Here is a 17,825-nt window from a genome sequence, read left to right on the forward strand (position 1 = left end):
AACTGAGGGATGCGGGAATGATGAGTGCCCAAGGGGTCGTCCAGCAGGATCTTCGATATATCTGTAACAATCTATCGGAAGAGTTTTCCCAGGTATCCGGCAAGCATTTGCTCGTCACCTGCGGAACCGGCCTTGTTGGACATTACTTCATATAGGCGGTCGTACAGTGGAGCGACTGGGCAGAAATGCGGGGAGGGGAACCAATTAATGTGACCTTGTACAACAGCTTTGTGCGAGGAATGCTTCTCTGGTCTGCCAGACTTCAAGGAGGCAAGAATATAATCCTGGTACGGCACGACGTGACCCATCCAATTCCATAAGAGATGGGTAACTTTCAGTTCATTATCCATGCCGCCTCTATTGCACCATCGCGGTTTTGTAAGCCATGGACATTGTCGATAAAAAGATGATCGAAGCCATAAGAAATCGGCCCAACTATGAAGACGTCCTGCATAATTCACCATCGTTCACACCGGGCCAGTCTGTGCGCATTGAAGATGGCCCGCTTCATGGAGTCTAAACAATCTTTGAGCGGTCAATGCCGGGTCTTTAATGCGCGGTTCTCTTGCTCAAAGCGCGCCTATCAGGCTCGAGTCGTTGTCGATCTCGAGCGTCTCGTTAGTTTCTAAGTCGTGTAGTTGCTGTGTTTAGACCGCTAGTGCCGCCCCTCTTCCGCGGTATTGTTATCGAAGGAAGAAGGAAGGTTTTATATAGGTCAGGCTTGCATGAAGCGGTTGACCCGAGGATTAGTCGGGGTTAAGGGAGTCAGGCACCGGAGATCATAGAAAGCATAGGTGAGCTGGTGATTCACTGGAATGGTGGTAGCCAATGCCGTACTTCTTGTTCAGGAGTCGGCAAATTCAGCACCATCTTGACCTCGCGCATTGCATTCCAATTTTCAGCAAGTCGACGATTTGTTGTGGATTTTCTCAATCGAATGGGCCATGCCAATGCTCACTAAACACACGGGCCGACAGATTTTGAACCTCCGTGCTGGCGATCTGGTGGAGGTGCGCAGCAGAGAAGAGATTTTGTATACGTTGGATGACCAGGGGAAACTTGATTCGCTACCCTTTATGCCGGAGATGCTGAAATATTGTGGTAAGCGATTCAAAGTCATCAAACGAGCCGACAAAACCTGTGACACCATCAACCAAACTGGCGCCAGAAGAATGTTGCACGCCGTGCACCTGGAGGACGTCCGGTGTGACGGTGAAACGCATGGTGGGTGCCAGGCTGGGTGCCTTATCTTCTGGAAGGAAGACTGGCTTAAGAGACCGGAATCTTCAACTATTTGTGCAGGACCGTCTTCTACGAAGGATGTGGCGAGACCATGTCCAACCGACTTAGAAGCCCCAGCTGCGCGCTGTTCAGAATACACCATTACCAAAGCGACACGGGTTCAGACGACTACGCCAGAAGAGGGCGAGATATTTTCTTGCCAAACCACAGAACTTTTTAAGGCAACATCGCCGTTGCAGTGGTGGGATGCCCGGCAATATATTCGCGATCTCCGTTCGAGAAATGTGAGAGTCGATGAACTGATCCAAACATTCATGTTCTGGGTATTTGCCAAACTCCTCCGTATCGGTGGGTATCGCGCACTTGTGAGGGCCTACGACCTCATACAAAAATCGCGCGGCCGCTGGCCTTACCCATACAAGCAGGGGAAGTTGATGGGGAAGGCTCCTGCCATCACGTTAAATCTTCGGCCTGGAGAGCTAGTTCAGGTCAAGCAACACGATGAGATTCTAGAAACGGTGAACTTGCAGAATAAAAATCGAGGCCTCTCTTTTGATCCTGAAATGGTGCCTTATTGTGGGCGCACATTTAAAGTCCTGAGGCGCGTTGAAAAGCTGATCCACGAGCGGACCGGAAAAATGATGTACCTGCCAAACGATTGCGTCGTACTCGACGGAGTGACATGCCAAGCTTGGTATAGCCAGAAAAGGTTCTTTTGTCCACGCAGCATCTACCCATATTGGCGAGAAATCTGGCTAAAAAGGGCGGGATAAGCTCGCGGCGAGTTCTACGTACTTGATTATTCTAATTAACGCAGGAGGCTCACGTGTTATCAAATGAGAAACATAGTAGGATGCGCGTGCTTGTGACAGGGCATGAAGGATATATCGGCACGGTAATAGTTCCAATGTTGCTTGCTGACGGCCAAGAGGTTGTTGGTATGGACACCGGTTTGTTTAAGCAATGCACGTTCCTAGACGGAATCTCAAGCGTACCGACGCTCAGAAACGACATTCGTGACGTCACCCCTTCAAACCTTGAAGGGTTTGATGCAGTTGTCCACCTCGCGGGCCTGTCAAACGACCCGCTCGGCGATCTCAATCCTGAGCTGACCTTCGAAATCAATCATGTCGCATCGGTACGCCTCGCACGAGCGGCGAAAGCTGCCGGAGTAAAACGTTTTGTATTTGCTTCATCCTGTAGCAACTACGGCGCAGCCGGTGATGATTTTGTGACAGAACAATCGTGCCTGAATCCTGTAACTCCCTATGGCATTTCAAAGGTCCGCGCCGAACAGGATATCAGCAAATTGGCCTATGATGACTTCAGCCCGACCTTTCTCCGGTGTGCTACCGCCTACGGAGTATCCCCGCGTCTCCGTTTTGACATCGTGCTGAACAATCTGGTCGCATGGGCGATCACTTCCGGAACGGTCTACCTCAAGAGCGATGGGACTCCTTGGCGCCCTATCGTTCATATTGAGGATATTTGCCGCGCGTTTATCGCCGTATTGCATGCCCCGCGGGAGATCGTGCACAACCAAGCCTTCAACGTCGGCCAGACTCAGGAAAATTATCGCATCCGCGAGATCGCCGAGATCGTCAAAGAGACAGTGCCGGGCTGCTGTATCGAGTTTGCGACAGATGCTGGCCCCGACAAGCGGTGCTACCGGGCCGACTTCGGCAAAATTGCCAACGCGTTACCTGAGTTTAAGCCTCAGTGGACCGCTCGCCGTGGAGCACAACAACTCTATGAGGTCTACAAACGAGTTGGCCTCAAGTTGGAAGACTTTGAAGGAGAGAGGTACAAACGAATAGACCACATCAAGCTTCTCATCGGGCACGGGCGACTGAGCCGCGAGCTTCGATGGAGTCAATCCGACGCCATGGCGACTGCTGCGTCCACCCATTAGCCGGATTGTCCATAGATCTTTGGCGCAATACCCACACCGTCAAATCATTAGGACACGCAACCTGGCAAGAAAGGGTGTTTGTATGGACCCTGTGCAAAATTCTGGTCGAGCCGAGTGTCGTTTTTGCGGCACTACCCTGATGTGTACTTTCGTCGATCTGGGTATGTCGCCTCTGTGTGAAAGCTACGTGCGTGCTGATCAATTAAACCAAATGGAGCCCTTTTATCCATTGCACGTGTACGTGTGTCACTCGTGCTTTCTGGTTCAATTGCAGGAATACGTGAACCCCGCAGAAATTTTTACCGAGTACGCCTACTTTTCATCCTATGCGGAGAGTTGGGTCGCGCACGCCAAGAACTACGTGGAGATGATCAGTCAGCGATTGAGTCTCGGCCCCCAGGGCTTCGTGATCGAGCTGGCCAGCAACGACGGCTACCTCCTGCAGCATTTTGTCGCGAAGGGCATTCCCGTGCTGGGGATCGAACCAGCTGCCAACGTGGCCAAGGTTGCTGACTCCAAGGGAGTTCCTACGTTGGTGAAATTCTTCGGCGAAAAGACTGCGCGCGAGCTGGCAGACGAGAGGAGATATGCCGATTTAATAATCGGCAACAACGTACTGGCCCAGGTGCCCGACATCAATGATTTCGTACGCGGGATGCAGATCATTCTGAAGCCTCAAGGGGTGGTTACCATGGAATTTCCTCATCTCATGCGATTGATCGAGGAAAACCAGTTCGATACCATCTATCACGAACACTTCTCCTATTTCTCCTTGATCAGTGTCGAAAAGATCTTCGCCGCCCATCGGCTCATCCTCTTCGACGTTGAAGAATTGCCGACGCACGGAGGCTCCTTGCGAATCTATGCTCGACACGAGACGGACCGATCGAAGCCCGTCAGTGCGCGGTTGATAAAACTCCGAGAACAAGAGCTGGCAGCGGGATTCACCCGAACGGATACCTATAAGGTGTTCACCGACAAGGTTATAGAGACCAAACGAAAGCTGTTGGAGTTTTTGATCGAGGCCAAGCGCAAAGGAAAATCCGTCGCCGGCTACGGCGCCCCTGGCAAGGGTAATACTCTACTTAACTATTGCGGAATTAGGACAGACTTCCTCGATTACACAGTCGACAGAAACGTTTACAAGCAAGGCAAATTCCTGCCTGGGACCCACATTCCGATTTACCATCCCAACAAAATCAAGGAAACGAGGCCGGATTACATCTTCATTCTGCCCTGGAATTTCAAAGAAGAGATCATGCACCAAGTCGCGTATATTCGTGAGTGGGGAGGACAGTTCGTTGTGCCAATTCCTGAAGTCAGAGTATACCCTTGATGGACTCTTACGACTTTGCCATTGTCGGCGGAGGGATCGTCGGCCTCTCTGTCGCTCTCGCACTAGGGGAACGATATCCACGCAAACGGATAGTGGTTCTAGAAAAAGAGCGACAATTGGCCCAGCATCAAACAGGGCACAACAGCGGAGTTATTCATTCCGGGATCTATTATAAACCGGGAAGCCTCAAGGCAACTCTCGCCCGCGAGGGCAATCGCTTGATGGTGGAATTTTGCAGAACGCACGGCATCAAGTATGACGTCTGCGGTAAGGTCATCGTGGCAACCGAGACGGCCGAGGTGCCGTTGCTCTTCAATCTCTACGATCGCGGTATATCGAACGGTCTTTCGGTTAAACAACTTGGGGCAGACGAGCTAAAAGAAATCGAACCTCACGCGCAGGGCATTACGGCCCTGCGTGTTCCGTCAACCGGGATTGTCAACTATCGTGAAGTGGCTGAGACACTTGCTCGAATTGTGCAGGAGCGAGGAGGGGACCTGCGATTGAATACAAAGGTGGAAGCAATCAAGCAGAACAGCGTTGGCGCAGTGCTGGACACGGGCGCGGGCACGTTCCACACGGGCTTTCTCGTCAACTGCGCTGGCCTGCAGAGCGATCGTGTCGCTCAACTCGGCGGGGTGGCTACCCGGATGAAGATCATCCCCTTCCGAGGCGAATACTACGAGCTCAAGCCAGAAAAACGCTATCTGGTCAAGCATCTGATTTACCCGGTTCCGAACCCCAACTTTCCCTTTTTGGGCGTGCACTTTACGCGTATGATCGACGGAGGAGTGCACGCAGGCCCCAACGCTGTGCTCGGTTTAAAGCGAGAAGGGTACAGACAGGTGGATTTTAGCCTCCGCGACTTTCTAGAGGTCATGACTTATCCAGCGTTTTGGAAGCTGGCGAAGAAGCATTGGCAGGAGGGAGCGAAAGAAATAGTACGCTCTTGGAGCAAGCGAGCATTTGTACGCAGCCTCCAGAGACTGATTCCCGAGATTCAGGCAGACGACGTGGTGCCCAGCCAAGCCGGAGTCAGGGCACAAGCTCTCATGTGTGATGGGCGACTAATAGACGATTTCGTGCTTATTCGAGGACAAAAGTCCATTCACGTCTGCAACGCACCGTCGCCAGCGGCCACCGCCTCTATCGCAATCGGCAAGGCGATCGTGAGCCAGATTATGGAGTAGTCTTTCGCGGAGACCTATCTGTCTCGAACCGCGTGACGGACATGTTCTTTACTGAAACCAAGCTCAAGGGAGCGTACATCGTCGAAATGGAACGTTTGGAGGACGATCGCGGCTTCTTCGCACGTTCCTGGTGCCGGCGCGAGTTCCACAAATACGGCCTCGATCCTAACCTGGTCCAGTGCAGTGTCTCATTCAACAAGAAGAGGGGGACGCTACGCGGGATGCACTATCAAGTTCCCCCATTCGCAGAATCCAAACTGGTTCGTTGCACCAAGGGAGCGATCTACGACGTTATTCTTGACCTTCGCCAGGATTCCTCGACCTTTCTCCAGTGGCTGAGTGTCGAGCTTACATCGCAAAACAGGAGAATGTTGTACATCCCAAAGCTTTTCGCCCACGGGTTTCTGACCCTTAAGGAGGACACGGAAGTGTTCTACCAAATATCTGAGTTCTACTCACCCAATTATGCACGCGGGGTTCGTTGGAATGATCCGCTGTTCCAGATCCAGTGGCCCGAAGCTCCCAGCATCATTTCCCCGAAAGACCAAAAGTATCAGGATTCTTCGAAAGGCCAGTTCTTGACTGCGGCAGGCTTGGAATAAGAATCGGCATGGCCCCAGTGGCCTCATAAATGAGCCCCATGTGAGGGGTGACCAACCCAATGCTTTTAACCAATTTAATTGAGCGCTTTGATCGGAAAAAAAACGGGACGGATATGCACAGGCTTGCCGCCGAACTCTACCCGATCTGCAGAAGCATCACCGGAGATGGAGTGCGGGATACGCTACGGGTGCTCCAGCGACATATTCCCCTGCAGGTTCACGAAGTGCCGTCCGGCACTCAGGTGTTTGACTGGATAGTACCCAAGGAATGGAATATCCGGGACGCCTACATAAGGGATCCAAAAGGAGAAAAAATCGTCGACTTCAAACAGTCGAATCTCCATGTGGTCAATTACAGCGTTCCTATTCGGGCTAGGGTGTCGCTTGAAGAACTGAAACCACACCTTTTTTCTCTTCCGCTACACCCTAACTGGATCCCTTATCGGACTTCCTACTATAAGGAAAACTGGGGCTTTTGTCTCAGCAACGCGCAACTGGAAACCCTTGAACCAGGAGATTACGAGGTCGTTATCGATTCAACGCTCACTGATGGACATCTCACTTACGGGGAATACCTCCTTCCAGGAGAAAAGGCCGACGAAATCCTGATTTCATGTCATAGCTGCCACCCCTCGTTGTGCAACGATAATCTTTCAGGCCTCGCATTGGCTACCTTTCTCGCTGTAAATCTATCGGGCTGTGACAGGCACCACTCTTTCCGGTTTCTGTTCATTCCTGGCGCAATTGGATCCATCACCTGGCTTTCGCGCAATGAAAGTCGTTGTGCCCGAATCAAGCACGGCCTCGTCGTTGCCTGCGTGGGAGATTCCGGACCTTTCACCTATAAGAAGAGCCGTCATGGGAATGCCGAAATTGATAGGGCGGTCGAACATGTCTTGAAGCATTCTGGTCAACGGTACCAAATTCGGGAATTCTCACCTTACGGATATGACGAACGGCAATACTGCTCCCCTGGATTCAACCTTGCGGTTGGATCGCTGACCAGAACTCCTCACGCTGAGTTCCCCCAGTACCATACCTCAGCGGACAATCTGGAGTTTGTCCAGCCCGACTCCCTGGGGGAGTCGCTCGAAATGTATCTCAACGTCATGCAGGTATTGGATCAAAACCAATGCTATCTCAACCAGAATCCCAAATGCGAACCCCAATTAGGGAAACGCGGACTCTATCGCTCCATGGGAGGACAGACCGATCAACCGCTGAATGAATCTGCAATGCTGTGGACGCTTAACTTATCGGACGGACAGCATTTCCTCTTGGACATTGCAGAACGTGCAGGCCTACCCTTCAGAGTTATACTTGCTGCGGCAGATGCACTAGTCGGTCGAGGACTTTTAAGGAATTGCAGCGGCTCCCATACCTCTTAAGACTCGGAGGTCCGTTATGATGAACACGGTGTACTTTGACTCGCCGGCCAGCGATGACATCAGAAGACAACAGCTCTATGAAGGCCAACTGTTCGTTTATTCACCACGCCCGAGTAGCATAGCGTTCTGCGAATTCGCGCTGACAATCATCAAAGAAGGATTTGGAGGTCTCGACCCACGTGTGGCACAGCGAATGATGCCTGTCGAGGAATATGCAGCAATTCTCGGAAAAATAAAGCCAAACTTCATACATCACCAAAAATCGAAAGAGTACATTCAGAAACTTCTCGTCGAAATGGGTTGCGATCTTGAGAAAACTTACTTCGATGTTCCCCGAATGAGGAGTTCCACGAGCGACGGCTACCTCACTACCGGAATTGCCTACGCGTGGCACCCACATCGGGATACATGGTATTCAGCCCCGACTTGTCAGATTAACTGGTGGATTCCAATTTGCGAAATCGTCTCAGAAAACACTATGGCTTTCCATCCTCGGTATTGGACGCAGCCAATAGTTAACGATTCCGCGAAATACAACTACACCGAATGGAATAAAACTTTCCGTTATAACGCGGCACAATACCTCAAAGAGGATCCGCGGCCACTTCCGCGCGCGACCGAACCGATGGAGCTGAACCCGCAGATCCGGCTTATCTGTCCGGCCGGGGGAATTATCTTGTTTTCAGCTGCGCAGATGCACTCGAGCGTCCCGAACACATCCGGCGTCACGCGGTTCAGCATCGATTTCAGAACTGTGCACATCGATGATGTCACAGCTTTTCGTGGAGCACCGAATGTTGATGCGGCGTGCACCGGAACTACGATGAACGATTATTTGCGGGCTGTGGATTTGGCTCATATTCCTGAAGAGATCGTGCTGGAATACGATCAGAGGGGCTCTCAGATCACGAAACCCGTTTTGTGATCGGCGCCTCGGGATTCTCTGGAGGCAAGGACAGCTTATTATGGAACAGTTGTCGAACTTGAAAGTTATGGTCACAGGTGCCACCGGATTTCTCGGTTCCCATCTCATGCGACGTCTGGACAAAGTGGGAGCCCAGGTGCACGGCGTCTCCCGAGCAACACAGACCTCCGGTAACATTAAGATTCGGTGGTGGCAAGGATCTTTCGAGGACCTATCGACTGCGCGGCATCTCATGGAATGCATCAAGCCAGATATAATTTTTCACCTGTCGGGTCATGTGACAGCTTCGCCTAAGATCGAGCATGTCATACCCACGTTCCGCAGTCTCCTCATGAGTACCGTTCATCTGTTGTCCGTTGCAAACGATCGAGGGTGCCGACGAATAGTCTTGGCAGGATCGCTGACGGAACCAGCGGGAACAAGGACTGACGAGGCCCCAGGTTCGCCCTACGCCACAGCCAAATGGGCGAGCAACGCATACGCCCGAATGTTCAACGCCTTGTATCGGACTCCCGTGGTTATTCTTCGCCCATTTATGACCTATGGTCCCGGGCAGGAAGAACAGAAGATCATCCCGCAAGTGATCCAATCTCTGTTGCGGGGGGAAAAACCACGACTTTCGAGCGGGCAATGGGAAGCAGATTGGATCTACGTCCAAGATGTGATTGACGGCTTACTGGCTGCAGCCTGGAAACCGGGCGTGGAAGGCTGCTCGCTCGATCTCGGTTCAGGCACATTAGTGTCCATGCAAGACATCGTCCGTAAGATCGTCGAACTCAGCGGGTTGTCGATTGAACCTGACTACGGTGCGTTATCGGATCGACCGCTGGAATGGGCGCGCGTTGCGGACATTGCCCAAACCTATAGCAAGTTGGGCTGGCAGCCATATACCTCGCTCGCCGATGGACTGAAGCTGACCATACAATGGTACCGCGAGAATATGACAAGGTCCACAGTTTCTGCGTAGGTCGACCACCTCAACGAAAAACAAGGAGAGTATCCAATGAAGGTGGTGCTGTTTTGTGGAGGGTTAGGAATGCGGTTACGCGAATACTCGGATTCTATTCCCAAGCCCATGGTGAATATCGGGTATCGTCCCATCCTGTGGCACCTGATGAAGTATTATGCCCATTTTGGCCACAAAGATTTCATTCTCTGTCTTGGGCACAAGGGAGATATGATAAAAAACTATTTCTTGAACTATGACGAATGCCTTTCAAACGACTTCACTCTTTCAAATGGCGGCAAGACAGTGCACTTGTCGAATACGGACATCCAGGATTGGAACATCACCTTTGCGGACACTGGCTTAACTTCGAACATTGGTCAAAGGCTTAAGGGAGTAGAAAAGCATCTGGAAGGGGAGGACGTCTTCCTGGCGAACTACACGGACGGTCTGACAGACCTCTACCTCCCCAACCTCGTGGACCATTGCCTCAAGCAGGAGAAGACCGCTGCCTTCCTCAGCGTAACGCCACATCATAGCTTTCACGTAGTGGACATTCGTCCTGATGGTTATGTCGGAGATATTCAGGACTTGGCAAAGTCTGGCATCTGGATCAACGGTGGTTTCTTCGTTCTCCGAAAGGACATTTTTCACTATCTGCGAGAAGGAGAGGAGCTTGTTCATGAGCCGTTTCAACGACTCATTAAGGAGAACCAACTGATCACTTACAAATATGACGGTTTCTGGATCAGCATGGACACCTTTAAGGACAAGCAACGCTTGGACGACATGTATTCCAGGGGAGAAACCCCCTGGGAAGTGTGGAAATAGTCATCTATAGAACATTTTTGAGGTTGTCCAGAACTACTCTGGAGCTCCTTATTTGAATCAAGAACTGTCCAAACGATGAGGAGAACCTCGTGCTTCGAATAACTTTTGATAACAAAGATGGAGCGGACCCAAAGGTGCTTTGCCTTGGTGCACATTCGGATGATATCGAGATTGGGTGTGGGGGCACGATTCTTCGACTTTCGGAAACCTATAAGAAGCTCCGAGTTCACTGGGTGGTATTTAGTTCTGAAGGAGAAAGGAGACGCGAAGCACAGGAAAGTGCCAATCGATTTCTCAGGAATATCAAGCGAAAGACCGTGCTGGTGAAGAATTTTAGGGGAAGTTTTTTTCCCTTCTGTGGCGAGCGGATTAAGGAATGCTTTGAACAAATCAAACGAGAATGTAACCCCGACATAATCTTCACTCATTATAGAAATGATCTACACCAGGATCATCGTGTGATCTCTGAACTGACCTGGAATACGTTTCGAAATCATCTTGTCCTAGAGTATGAAATTCTCAAATACGATGGAGATGTTGGTGCACCCAATTGCTTTGTCCATTTGGATGAATCGCATTGCCGAATGAAAACGCAGTACATCATAAACTGTTTTAAGACCCAGAGAACAAAACACTGGTTTACGGAAGATGCCTTTATGTCGATGATGAGACTCCGAGGAATTGAGTCGAATGCCCCCAGCAAGTATGCAGAAGGGTTTTATGGTCGGAAGATGGTCATCTAGACATGTATTCTTCACTGCTAGGATTAACGGCACCGATGATGCGTGATCAGAGCCCTCGAGTGAGCATTGGAATGCCTGTTTACAATGGCGAACGGTTTCTCAGAGAGACCTTGGATTCTGTTTTGGCCCAGAGCTTTACCGATTTTGAACTAATTATCTCAGACAACGCTTCTACGGATGATACCGCAGAGATCAGTCACGAATACGCACGCAGAGACAGACGGATACGCTACTTTCGAAATGAAACAAACGTTGGTTCATCCAGAAATCATAAGCGAGTCTTTGCACTATCCTCAGGCGAGTACTTCAAATGGTGGGACGCAGATGATCTCTGTGCTCCCGACTACTTGCAAAAGTGTGTGACTGTTCTTGATGAACAGCCAGGAGTAGTTCTCTGCTATCCGAAGTCCTTGATCATCGATGAGAACAGTCAGATCGTACGACCCCACGAAGACAACCTGGATATCCGTTCCTACAGTGTTGTAGAGCGTTTCAAAGTGGCTCTCTTTCGAACGAACTTGTGTAATCCCATGTATGGTCTTATCCGGCGTGACGTGTTACGGAAAACTTCAGTGATGGGAAACTTCCCCGGAGCCGACGAAATCTTGCTCGTTGAGCTCACGCTATATGGTCAGTTGTGGGAAGTACCAGAACGACTGTATTTCAGGCGCGTCCATGCCCAAGCGTCGAGTAGCAAGCGGAGCCTGCAAGATCAACAGGAGTTCCATGATCCTCAAACGAGGGGCAAGATCTTCCTGCGTTTATGGACCCATTATTTCCACCACCTAGTCTCAATTCTCCGCAGCCCGCTGCAGTCTATGGAGAAGGCCCGCCTGCTAGGCATCGTGGCCCGCACAGCCATATGGAATCGTCAGCAACTGCTGACAGAGCTTGGGGCGGGTTTTAGCCGAAAGATCCGAGTGGCATGTCGTGGGGGCACAAGAACCGCATCGCGCTGACATCCTCCCAGTGGATTCGAGAACTACGACTTTCCGTTCTGTCTATTTCGTCGCAAGTGAGTCAAATAACGGACTTCTACAGAAGAGAGCAGAATGCCCGGCACACAAACTCTGACTGCAGCAAGAGTCCAACCCGATTCTGCTATCCAGAGCGAAAGACAGACTCTTGATCGCTCCCTCGCACAAGGCATCGCGTGGACGGGCGTCGTAAAATGGGGCACGCAAATTCTGTCTTGGGCATCGACGATCGTCGTTGCCCGGTTGCTTACTCCAGCGGATTACGGTTTAGTCGCCATTGCCATCACCTTCTTCGGATTTGTGACCATGGTTAACGAGTTCGGTTTAGGGACTGCCGTCATTACCAAGCGCGACCTTAGTGATCAGCAGATCGCGCAACTAAACTGCCTAGCTGTAATCCTCGGCGTTGTTGCCTTTGTTATATCAGGTGCTATTGCGGTTCCTCTCAGTCGATTCTTTGGAATGCCGGATCTCGGTTGGGTAGTTGTCGTAACGGCGATAGGGTTCCTGATGACCGGGTTTAGGACTGTCCCTGCGGCGTTGATCGAGAAGGATCTTCAGTTCAGGCTGCTGGCGCTCATGGAGGGGGCACAAGCACTGACGGGCTCTCTCGGCGTGGTCGCTATGGCTCTTAGCGGATTCGGCTACTGGGCGCTTGTGCTTGGCGGGCTCTTATCGACTACGGTCTGGACCGTTCTCACGCTTATCCTCCGCCGCCACCGTTTTGTAAAACCAGTTTTTCAATCAATCAGGGAAGCAATCACGTTCAGTTGGCACCTAATTCTTATGCGTCTCACATGGTATCTGTATAGTAATGCCGATCGCCTCATAGCTGGAAAGTTGCTGGGCCAGGCTGCGCTTGGCGCCTATACGTTTGCATCTACACTGGCGAGCGTCCCGGTCGAGAAAGTGGCCGGATTGATCAACCGTGTCACCCCCGCAGTATTCTCTGCTATCCAGACCGAGCATGCCGATTTGCGGCGCTATCTACTTACGCTCACGGAGGGCCTGGCCTTGTTTACATTCCCAACAACAATCGGCCTAGCACTTGTCGCCGATGAGTTTGTGCCTCTGGTTCTGGGTGAACGCTGGGAGAGCGTTGTGGCCCCATTACGAGTGCTTGCTCTGTACGCTGCGTACAATTCTATCATGACGGTTCTCTCCCCGACAGTGCTGGTAACTGGCAAATCGCGACTTGGAATGCTCAATGGTTTCTGGTCCGTTGTCCTGCTTGTGCCGGCATTCTATATTGGCAGTAAGTGGGGCATCGTTGGGATTGCCGTTGCCTGGCTTGTCACCTTTCCCTTTACTACCATTCCGATCTACTGGCATGTGTTTCGATCAATCGGCCTACCCGTCAACCAGTACCTCAGAGCTCTATGGCCGGCTCTCAGCGGATCGGTTCTGATGGCGGCTGTCGTCTTGTTAGTGAAGCAGATTCTACCACCATGGCCACTTCCGATTCACCTTGGTTTTCAAGTGATTGGTGGATGCGCAGCGTTTGCTCTTTCGATACTGCTCCTCCACCGTGATCGCGTCAATCGGTTCTTACAACTCATCAATTCGCTACGAAGTTGAGACCAGCAGGCTTCATACACCAGTTCCATTTGTTGTGAAGTGCTACTGAATCATGTCAAGCGCTTTTGACTTATCCTGACGCATGTAAAAAGTTATACATTTGAAGGTATCTGTGTGGAGATCGTCGTTTTAAATTCAGTAGAGAGCCGTTCAAAGTATACTAGGATTACTTTCTTGATCAAGCAGATCCGAATGTATTTCGAAAGTTGCCTTACGGAGGTCCGTGCTGCAGAGGGTGCTACATTGCCAGTCTGATTTAGCGGTTCTATGGAGGATTACAGATATCCTTGGCAGAGATCTTAATGCACTAAGTATTATCCAGCGAATCCAATGGTTGGAGAGAGGATATCTCAGGTGAGCATATGTCTAAATGGAGCCATCAGCTACTACTGAATCTTGTTATTGTGATCGGGTCTTTATTTTTCGGAATTGCGATGGTAGAGCTTAGTATGTACCTTGCTGGTTTGGATTACGCGCTGGTGTGGCAACCTGATCAAAGAGTTGGCTGGCGCCACGTGCCAGGAGCTCGTAAGCTCTGGACTGAAGAGGGAAGAGGGTGGGTCGAGATTAATAAGCTCGGCTACAGGGATCATGAACGAACGTTAGAGAAGCACCCCGGCACTTTTAGAATAGCCGTCTTCGGCGATTCCATGACGGAAGCCTTTCAGGTGAACCTAGACCAGACGTTTACTCATTTGCTGGAGGAAAGTCTCGGCAAATCCGGCCACCGCGTTGAGGTTCTTAATTTTGGCGTAAGCGGCTACTCGCCGATCCAAGAGCTGCTTCTATTTAAACAGGAGGGGCCTCGGTATCATCCGGACCTCGTAATCTTAGCTGTCTTCTTGGACAACGACATTCGTGATAGCCACCCCCAACTGTCAGCTAGCCGAAGTGGGCCTCCTTTCCTGGCAATGAATGGTGAAGCTGTTGAATTTGACTTTGCACGGACAAACCAATCCGTCGAAGATTATCAGAGGCAGCCCTTTTTCTGGCTACGAAGCCATTCAGGGATCTATAGACTGGTAAGCACTTGGCTCTGGCGCCGAGGAGAACAAGCAAGGAGCGAAGCAGTACCTAGGAACACCGCCCCAGAACGCTATCAGGTTTATCAGAAAGCTATACAAGCTAAATGGGAGCAAGCTTGGAGTTTCTCCCAGCGGGCTCTTCTCGAGTTTGCCGAAGAAGCCAAACGTCAACAGACTCAGTTCGTGCTGTTAAGTGTCCCTTCCCCCTATGTGGTGAACGGCGGCGCGTGGCAAAGTGTTATAGCTACCTATCCTTCCATGATGGGTGCAGATTGGGACCCAGAGGGTCCTGAGAATCGACTGAGGGTGTTTACGCGTGAGCAGCACATTCCACTAATTCAACCTTACAAAGAATTTCAGGAGGCTTCGAAAGGTCCGCCCATCTTCTGGAACAACGTTGGTCACTTCACTCCATATGGCCATCAATTGATGGCAAAAGTTCTTCATGATGTTTTGACAGGGTCCAGGTTGCTTCCGGATCACAATAAGGAGAGCTACGCTGCTTCGGTCTTCCCCGAAATCAAATGATAAGCAATTCAGCTGGTATGTGGGAAAGATCGATGTTTATTTAGGCCAAACTCATACCCAGCCATTCGATAGCCAGTTAGCACGTTTCTCAGGAAGAGGTTGGCAACGTGCGTATGATCACCAAATCCAAAAGACGAAGACATCGCTGACGCTGAGCTTTCTCCTGCATTATTCACGCAGCTTCGGACGGGATCATTTGGAAATGTATGTTTACACAGAACGCTCCTTTCACAGGGTCCTTTTGCAGTAATCCTTCCACGGCTGGATTGTTACGATAGAGGTTCTTTCTGACGATTCTATGGGGAGGCTGGCAGTAAACTTATGAAAATTATTAACGTTGTTGGAGCTCGCCCAAACTTCATGAAGATTGCCCCTCTTATGAGAGAAATGAAGAGATCTGCCGAGATAGTGCCTCTCCTCGTCCACACAGGCCAGCATTATGATGCAGGTATGGCAGGCCAGTTCTTTGATGATCTCAAGATTCCTCCTCCAGATATCTCCTTGGAGGTTGGTTCGGGATCGCATGCTTGGCAGACAGCGGAAGTCATGAAGCGACTCGAACCAATTCTTGAAAAGGAGCGGCCAGACTTGGTAGTGGTGGTCGGCGATGTCAACTCGACTTTGGCCGGAGCAGTGACAGCCGCAAAACTCCAAATTCCAGTGGCTCATGTAGAGGCAGGATTGCGAAGTTTTGACCGGACCATGCCGGAAGAAATCAATCGACTGGTGACCGATGCCGTGTCCGACTATCTCTTCGTAAGTGAGGAAAGCGGGATGCGGAACCTTGCTGCGGAAGGTGTTGATATGGCCAAGGTGTTCTACGTCGGGAACGTCATGATTGATTCTTTGGAGGCGTCTCGCCGTATGTGGCAGCAGTCATCGATTCAAGAGCACCTCGGCGTGACGAAAGGACAATACGCTGTTTTGACGTTGCACAGGCCTTCGAATGTGGACCAACCTTTTGTTCTGCGCCGATTACTGGGAGCCATTGCCGAAGTCGGCCGTGAACAACCCATCATTTTTCCAATTCATCCTCGAACTCGAAAACGGCTTGAAGAAACAGATGAATTGAAAGCCTTGCTGCAATCTGTCGCGGGGCAAATCCAAGGCCCCGGGATCTGGTGTCTCGACCCGCTCGGCTATCTCGACTTCATGGCCTTGGTGGCTGGTGCTAAGATTATTCTGACAGACTCTGGAGGGATTCAAGAGGAAACTACCGCATTAGGAATTCCCTGTCTTACCCTTCGTGAAAACACAGAGCGTCCCGTTACGATCTCGCACGGCACCAACCGCTTGGTCGGCACCTCACCCGAAAAGATCGTGACTGAAGCCATGCATGTATTGAAAGGTCCTCGGGTTGTTACGTCGCCGCCTCCGCTTTGGGACGGTCACGCAGCCGAGCGAATCGTTTCGATTATTCTGGAGAAGTGTCGCTGAATGGATCTTCACTCAGGTATTAAGAGGAAAGCTCGGCGCTCGGTTCAGTAGCAACAGTTCAAGCTTAAACCCCGACTCCAATGCGGACGCCAATAGAAGATCCAGTCTCCATTAGCCTCGGTGATAACGAGGACGGTCTTGAGTGGTCGCAGTATGTCTTGCGGACGCCGCGTGCGACTCTCAGTCACGCGTGGATCTGGCGTTCCATAATCCGGGAGGCCTACGGTCATGATTCGATTTATTTAATCGCTCGACAAGCAGGGATGGTAAGGGGCATTCTTCCGCTTATCGTCGTCAAGAGCTCAATTTTCGGAACCGTGCTGGCCTCTATGCCGTTTATGGACTACGGGGGGGTGTGTACCGATGATTATAAGATTGCAGGACAGCTTGTAGAGGAAGCTCGACGACTGAGCCGGGCAACCGGATCTGCGACAGTCGAGCTTCGGCAAATCGCGATGGTTCCAGGGCTCCCCACACCTCGTGAGGACAAGGTGACGATGATCCTCGATTTGACTGCGGGGGAGGCGGGGATCTGGAATGGACTTCCCGCTAAAGTGCGAAATCAGGTGAGGAAGGCCGAAAAGTGTGGGTTGTCTACGGTGGTGGGTGGGCCAGAACTGCTGGAGGATTTCTATCGAGTGTTCATCGTCAATATGCGAGATCTTGGATCGCCCGTTCACGCGTTGTCTTTCTTTACCAGCATGGCGGTAGGATTTGGCTCGCAGATGCACGTGAGATTGGTGCGGGACGGGAACAAAAGTATAGGGGGAATGATCAGTCTGTGTTTTAAGGATACCGTACTGGTTCCCTGGGCTTCTGCTTTGCGGGAATACTTCTCCAAGTGTCCAAACAACCTGCTTTATTGGCATGCAATCAAGGATAGTTGTACCAGAGGGTTCAAGTCGTTTGATTTTGGACGATCCTCGCTAGGATCCGGCACTTATGAGTTCAAGCGCCAATGGGGTGCTCAGCCTGTGCCGCTGTATTGGTACAGGCTCAGTGACATTGACGGGTATGGGAACGTAATCGATGGGAGCAGCGTGAAGTATCGGCTCCTCCGGGAAATCTGGCGACGACTTCCCGTGGGAATAAGCGCGATGCTCGGGCCGCGGATCAGAAAATATATCACCAACTAACGCTTCGGTAATCCAGGTTACGCGATACA

16 protein-coding genes are annotated in these 17,825 nt (G+C 51.1%); all 16 read left to right on the top strand.

Annotated elements, in window-relative coordinates:
- Nucleotides 1-17 precede the first annotated feature (17 nt).
- The 16 genes from VEI50_04560 (at nucleotide 18) to VEI50_04635 (ending at nucleotide 17,796) form a co-directional block, all read left to right on the top strand.
- A complete protein-coding gene (locus VEI50_04560) occupies nucleotides 18-155 on the top strand; it encodes a hypothetical protein (protein HXX74377.1) in 138 nt (45 codons plus the stop codon).
- A 789-nt stretch (nucleotides 156-944) separates the two neighbouring features.
- Complete coding sequence (locus tag VEI50_04565) at nucleotides 945-2,015, top strand: hypothetical protein (GenBank protein HXX74378.1); 1,071 nt, start codon at nucleotides 945-947, stop codon at nucleotides 2,013-2,015.
- Between the two features lie 53 nt (nucleotides 2,016-2,068).
- The gene (locus VEI50_04570) at nucleotides 2,069-3,154 is read left to right on the top strand and encodes an SDR family oxidoreductase (GenBank protein HXX74379.1); all 1,086 of its coding nucleotides are present in this window, start codon (nucleotides 2,069-2,071) and stop codon (nucleotides 3,152-3,154) included.
- A gap of 82 nt (nucleotides 3,155-3,236) precedes the next feature.
- Nucleotides 3,237-4,490 (top strand): class I SAM-dependent methyltransferase, encoded by a 1,254-nt coding sequence (locus VEI50_04575; GenBank protein HXX74380.1) that lies wholly within the window; start codon nucleotides 3,237-3,239, stop codon nucleotides 4,488-4,490.
- Nucleotides 4,490-5,680: an L-2-hydroxyglutarate oxidase gene (lhgO, locus tag VEI50_04580; protein HXX74381.1), complete on the top strand. Its 1,191-nt coding sequence runs from the start codon at nucleotides 4,490-4,492 to the stop codon at nucleotides 5,678-5,680. The genes VEI50_04575 and lhgO overlap by 1 nt, the downstream gene beginning before the upstream one ends.
- Nucleotides 5,681-5,721: 41 nt before the next feature.
- Complete coding sequence (gene rfbC / locus VEI50_04585) at nucleotides 5,722-6,282, top strand: dTDP-4-dehydrorhamnose 3,5-epimerase (protein HXX74382.1); 561 nt, start codon at nucleotides 5,722-5,724, stop codon at nucleotides 6,280-6,282.
- Between the two features lie 47 nt (nucleotides 6,283-6,329).
- Complete coding sequence (locus VEI50_04590) at nucleotides 6,330-7,670, top strand: DUF4910 domain-containing protein (GenBank protein HXX74383.1); 1,341 nt, start codon at nucleotides 6,330-6,332, stop codon at nucleotides 7,668-7,670.
- A 16-nt stretch (nucleotides 7,671-7,686) separates the two neighbouring features.
- Nucleotides 7,687-8,595, top strand: a complete 909-nt coding sequence (locus VEI50_04595) for a hypothetical protein (protein ID HXX74384.1) — start codon at nucleotides 7,687-7,689, stop codon at nucleotides 8,593-8,595.
- Nucleotides 8,596-8,635: 40 nt separating this feature from the next.
- Entirely contained in the window at nucleotides 8,636-9,562 is a 927-nt protein-coding gene (locus VEI50_04600; protein ID HXX74385.1) for an NAD(P)-dependent oxidoreductase, read from the top strand.
- A gap of 36 nt (nucleotides 9,563-9,598) precedes the next feature.
- The gene (locus VEI50_04605) at nucleotides 9,599-10,372 is read left to right on the top strand and encodes a sugar phosphate nucleotidyltransferase (GenBank protein ID HXX74386.1); all 774 of its coding nucleotides are present in this window, start codon (nucleotides 9,599-9,601) and stop codon (nucleotides 10,370-10,372) included.
- Between the two features lie 89 nt (nucleotides 10,373-10,461).
- A complete protein-coding gene (locus VEI50_04610; protein ID HXX74387.1) occupies nucleotides 10,462-11,115 on the top strand; it encodes a PIG-L deacetylase family protein in 654 nt (217 codons plus the stop codon).
- A 38-nt stretch (nucleotides 11,116-11,153) separates the two neighbouring features.
- Nucleotides 11,154-12,074 (top strand): glycosyltransferase, encoded by a 921-nt coding sequence (locus VEI50_04615; GenBank protein ID HXX74388.1) that lies wholly within the window; start codon nucleotides 11,154-11,156, stop codon nucleotides 12,072-12,074.
- Nucleotides 12,075-12,167: 93 nt separating this feature from the next.
- On the top strand, nucleotides 12,168-13,670 hold the full coding sequence (locus tag VEI50_04620) for a lipopolysaccharide biosynthesis protein (protein HXX74389.1): 1,503 nt from the start codon (nucleotides 12,168-12,170) through the stop codon (nucleotides 13,668-13,670).
- Nucleotides 13,671-14,032: 362 nt separating this feature from the next.
- The gene (locus tag VEI50_04625; GenBank protein ID HXX74390.1) at nucleotides 14,033-15,223 is read left to right on the top strand and encodes a hypothetical protein; all 1,191 of its coding nucleotides are present in this window, start codon (nucleotides 14,033-14,035) and stop codon (nucleotides 15,221-15,223) included.
- Between the two features lie 321 nt (nucleotides 15,224-15,544).
- The gene (gene wecB, locus VEI50_04630) at nucleotides 15,545-16,660 is read left to right on the top strand and encodes a UDP-N-acetylglucosamine 2-epimerase (non-hydrolyzing) (protein HXX74391.1); all 1,116 of its coding nucleotides are present in this window, start codon (nucleotides 15,545-15,547) and stop codon (nucleotides 16,658-16,660) included.
- 80 nt (nucleotides 16,661-16,740) lie between these two features.
- Complete coding sequence (locus tag VEI50_04635; protein ID HXX74392.1) at nucleotides 16,741-17,796, top strand: FemAB family XrtA/PEP-CTERM system-associated protein; 1,056 nt, start codon at nucleotides 16,741-16,743, stop codon at nucleotides 17,794-17,796.
- Nucleotides 17,797-17,825: the final 29 nt, after the last annotated feature.

The organism is Nitrospiraceae bacterium, from assembly GCA_035623075.1.
Taxonomy (GTDB): domain Bacteria; phylum Nitrospirota; class Nitrospiria; order Nitrospirales; family Nitrospiraceae; genus DASPUC01.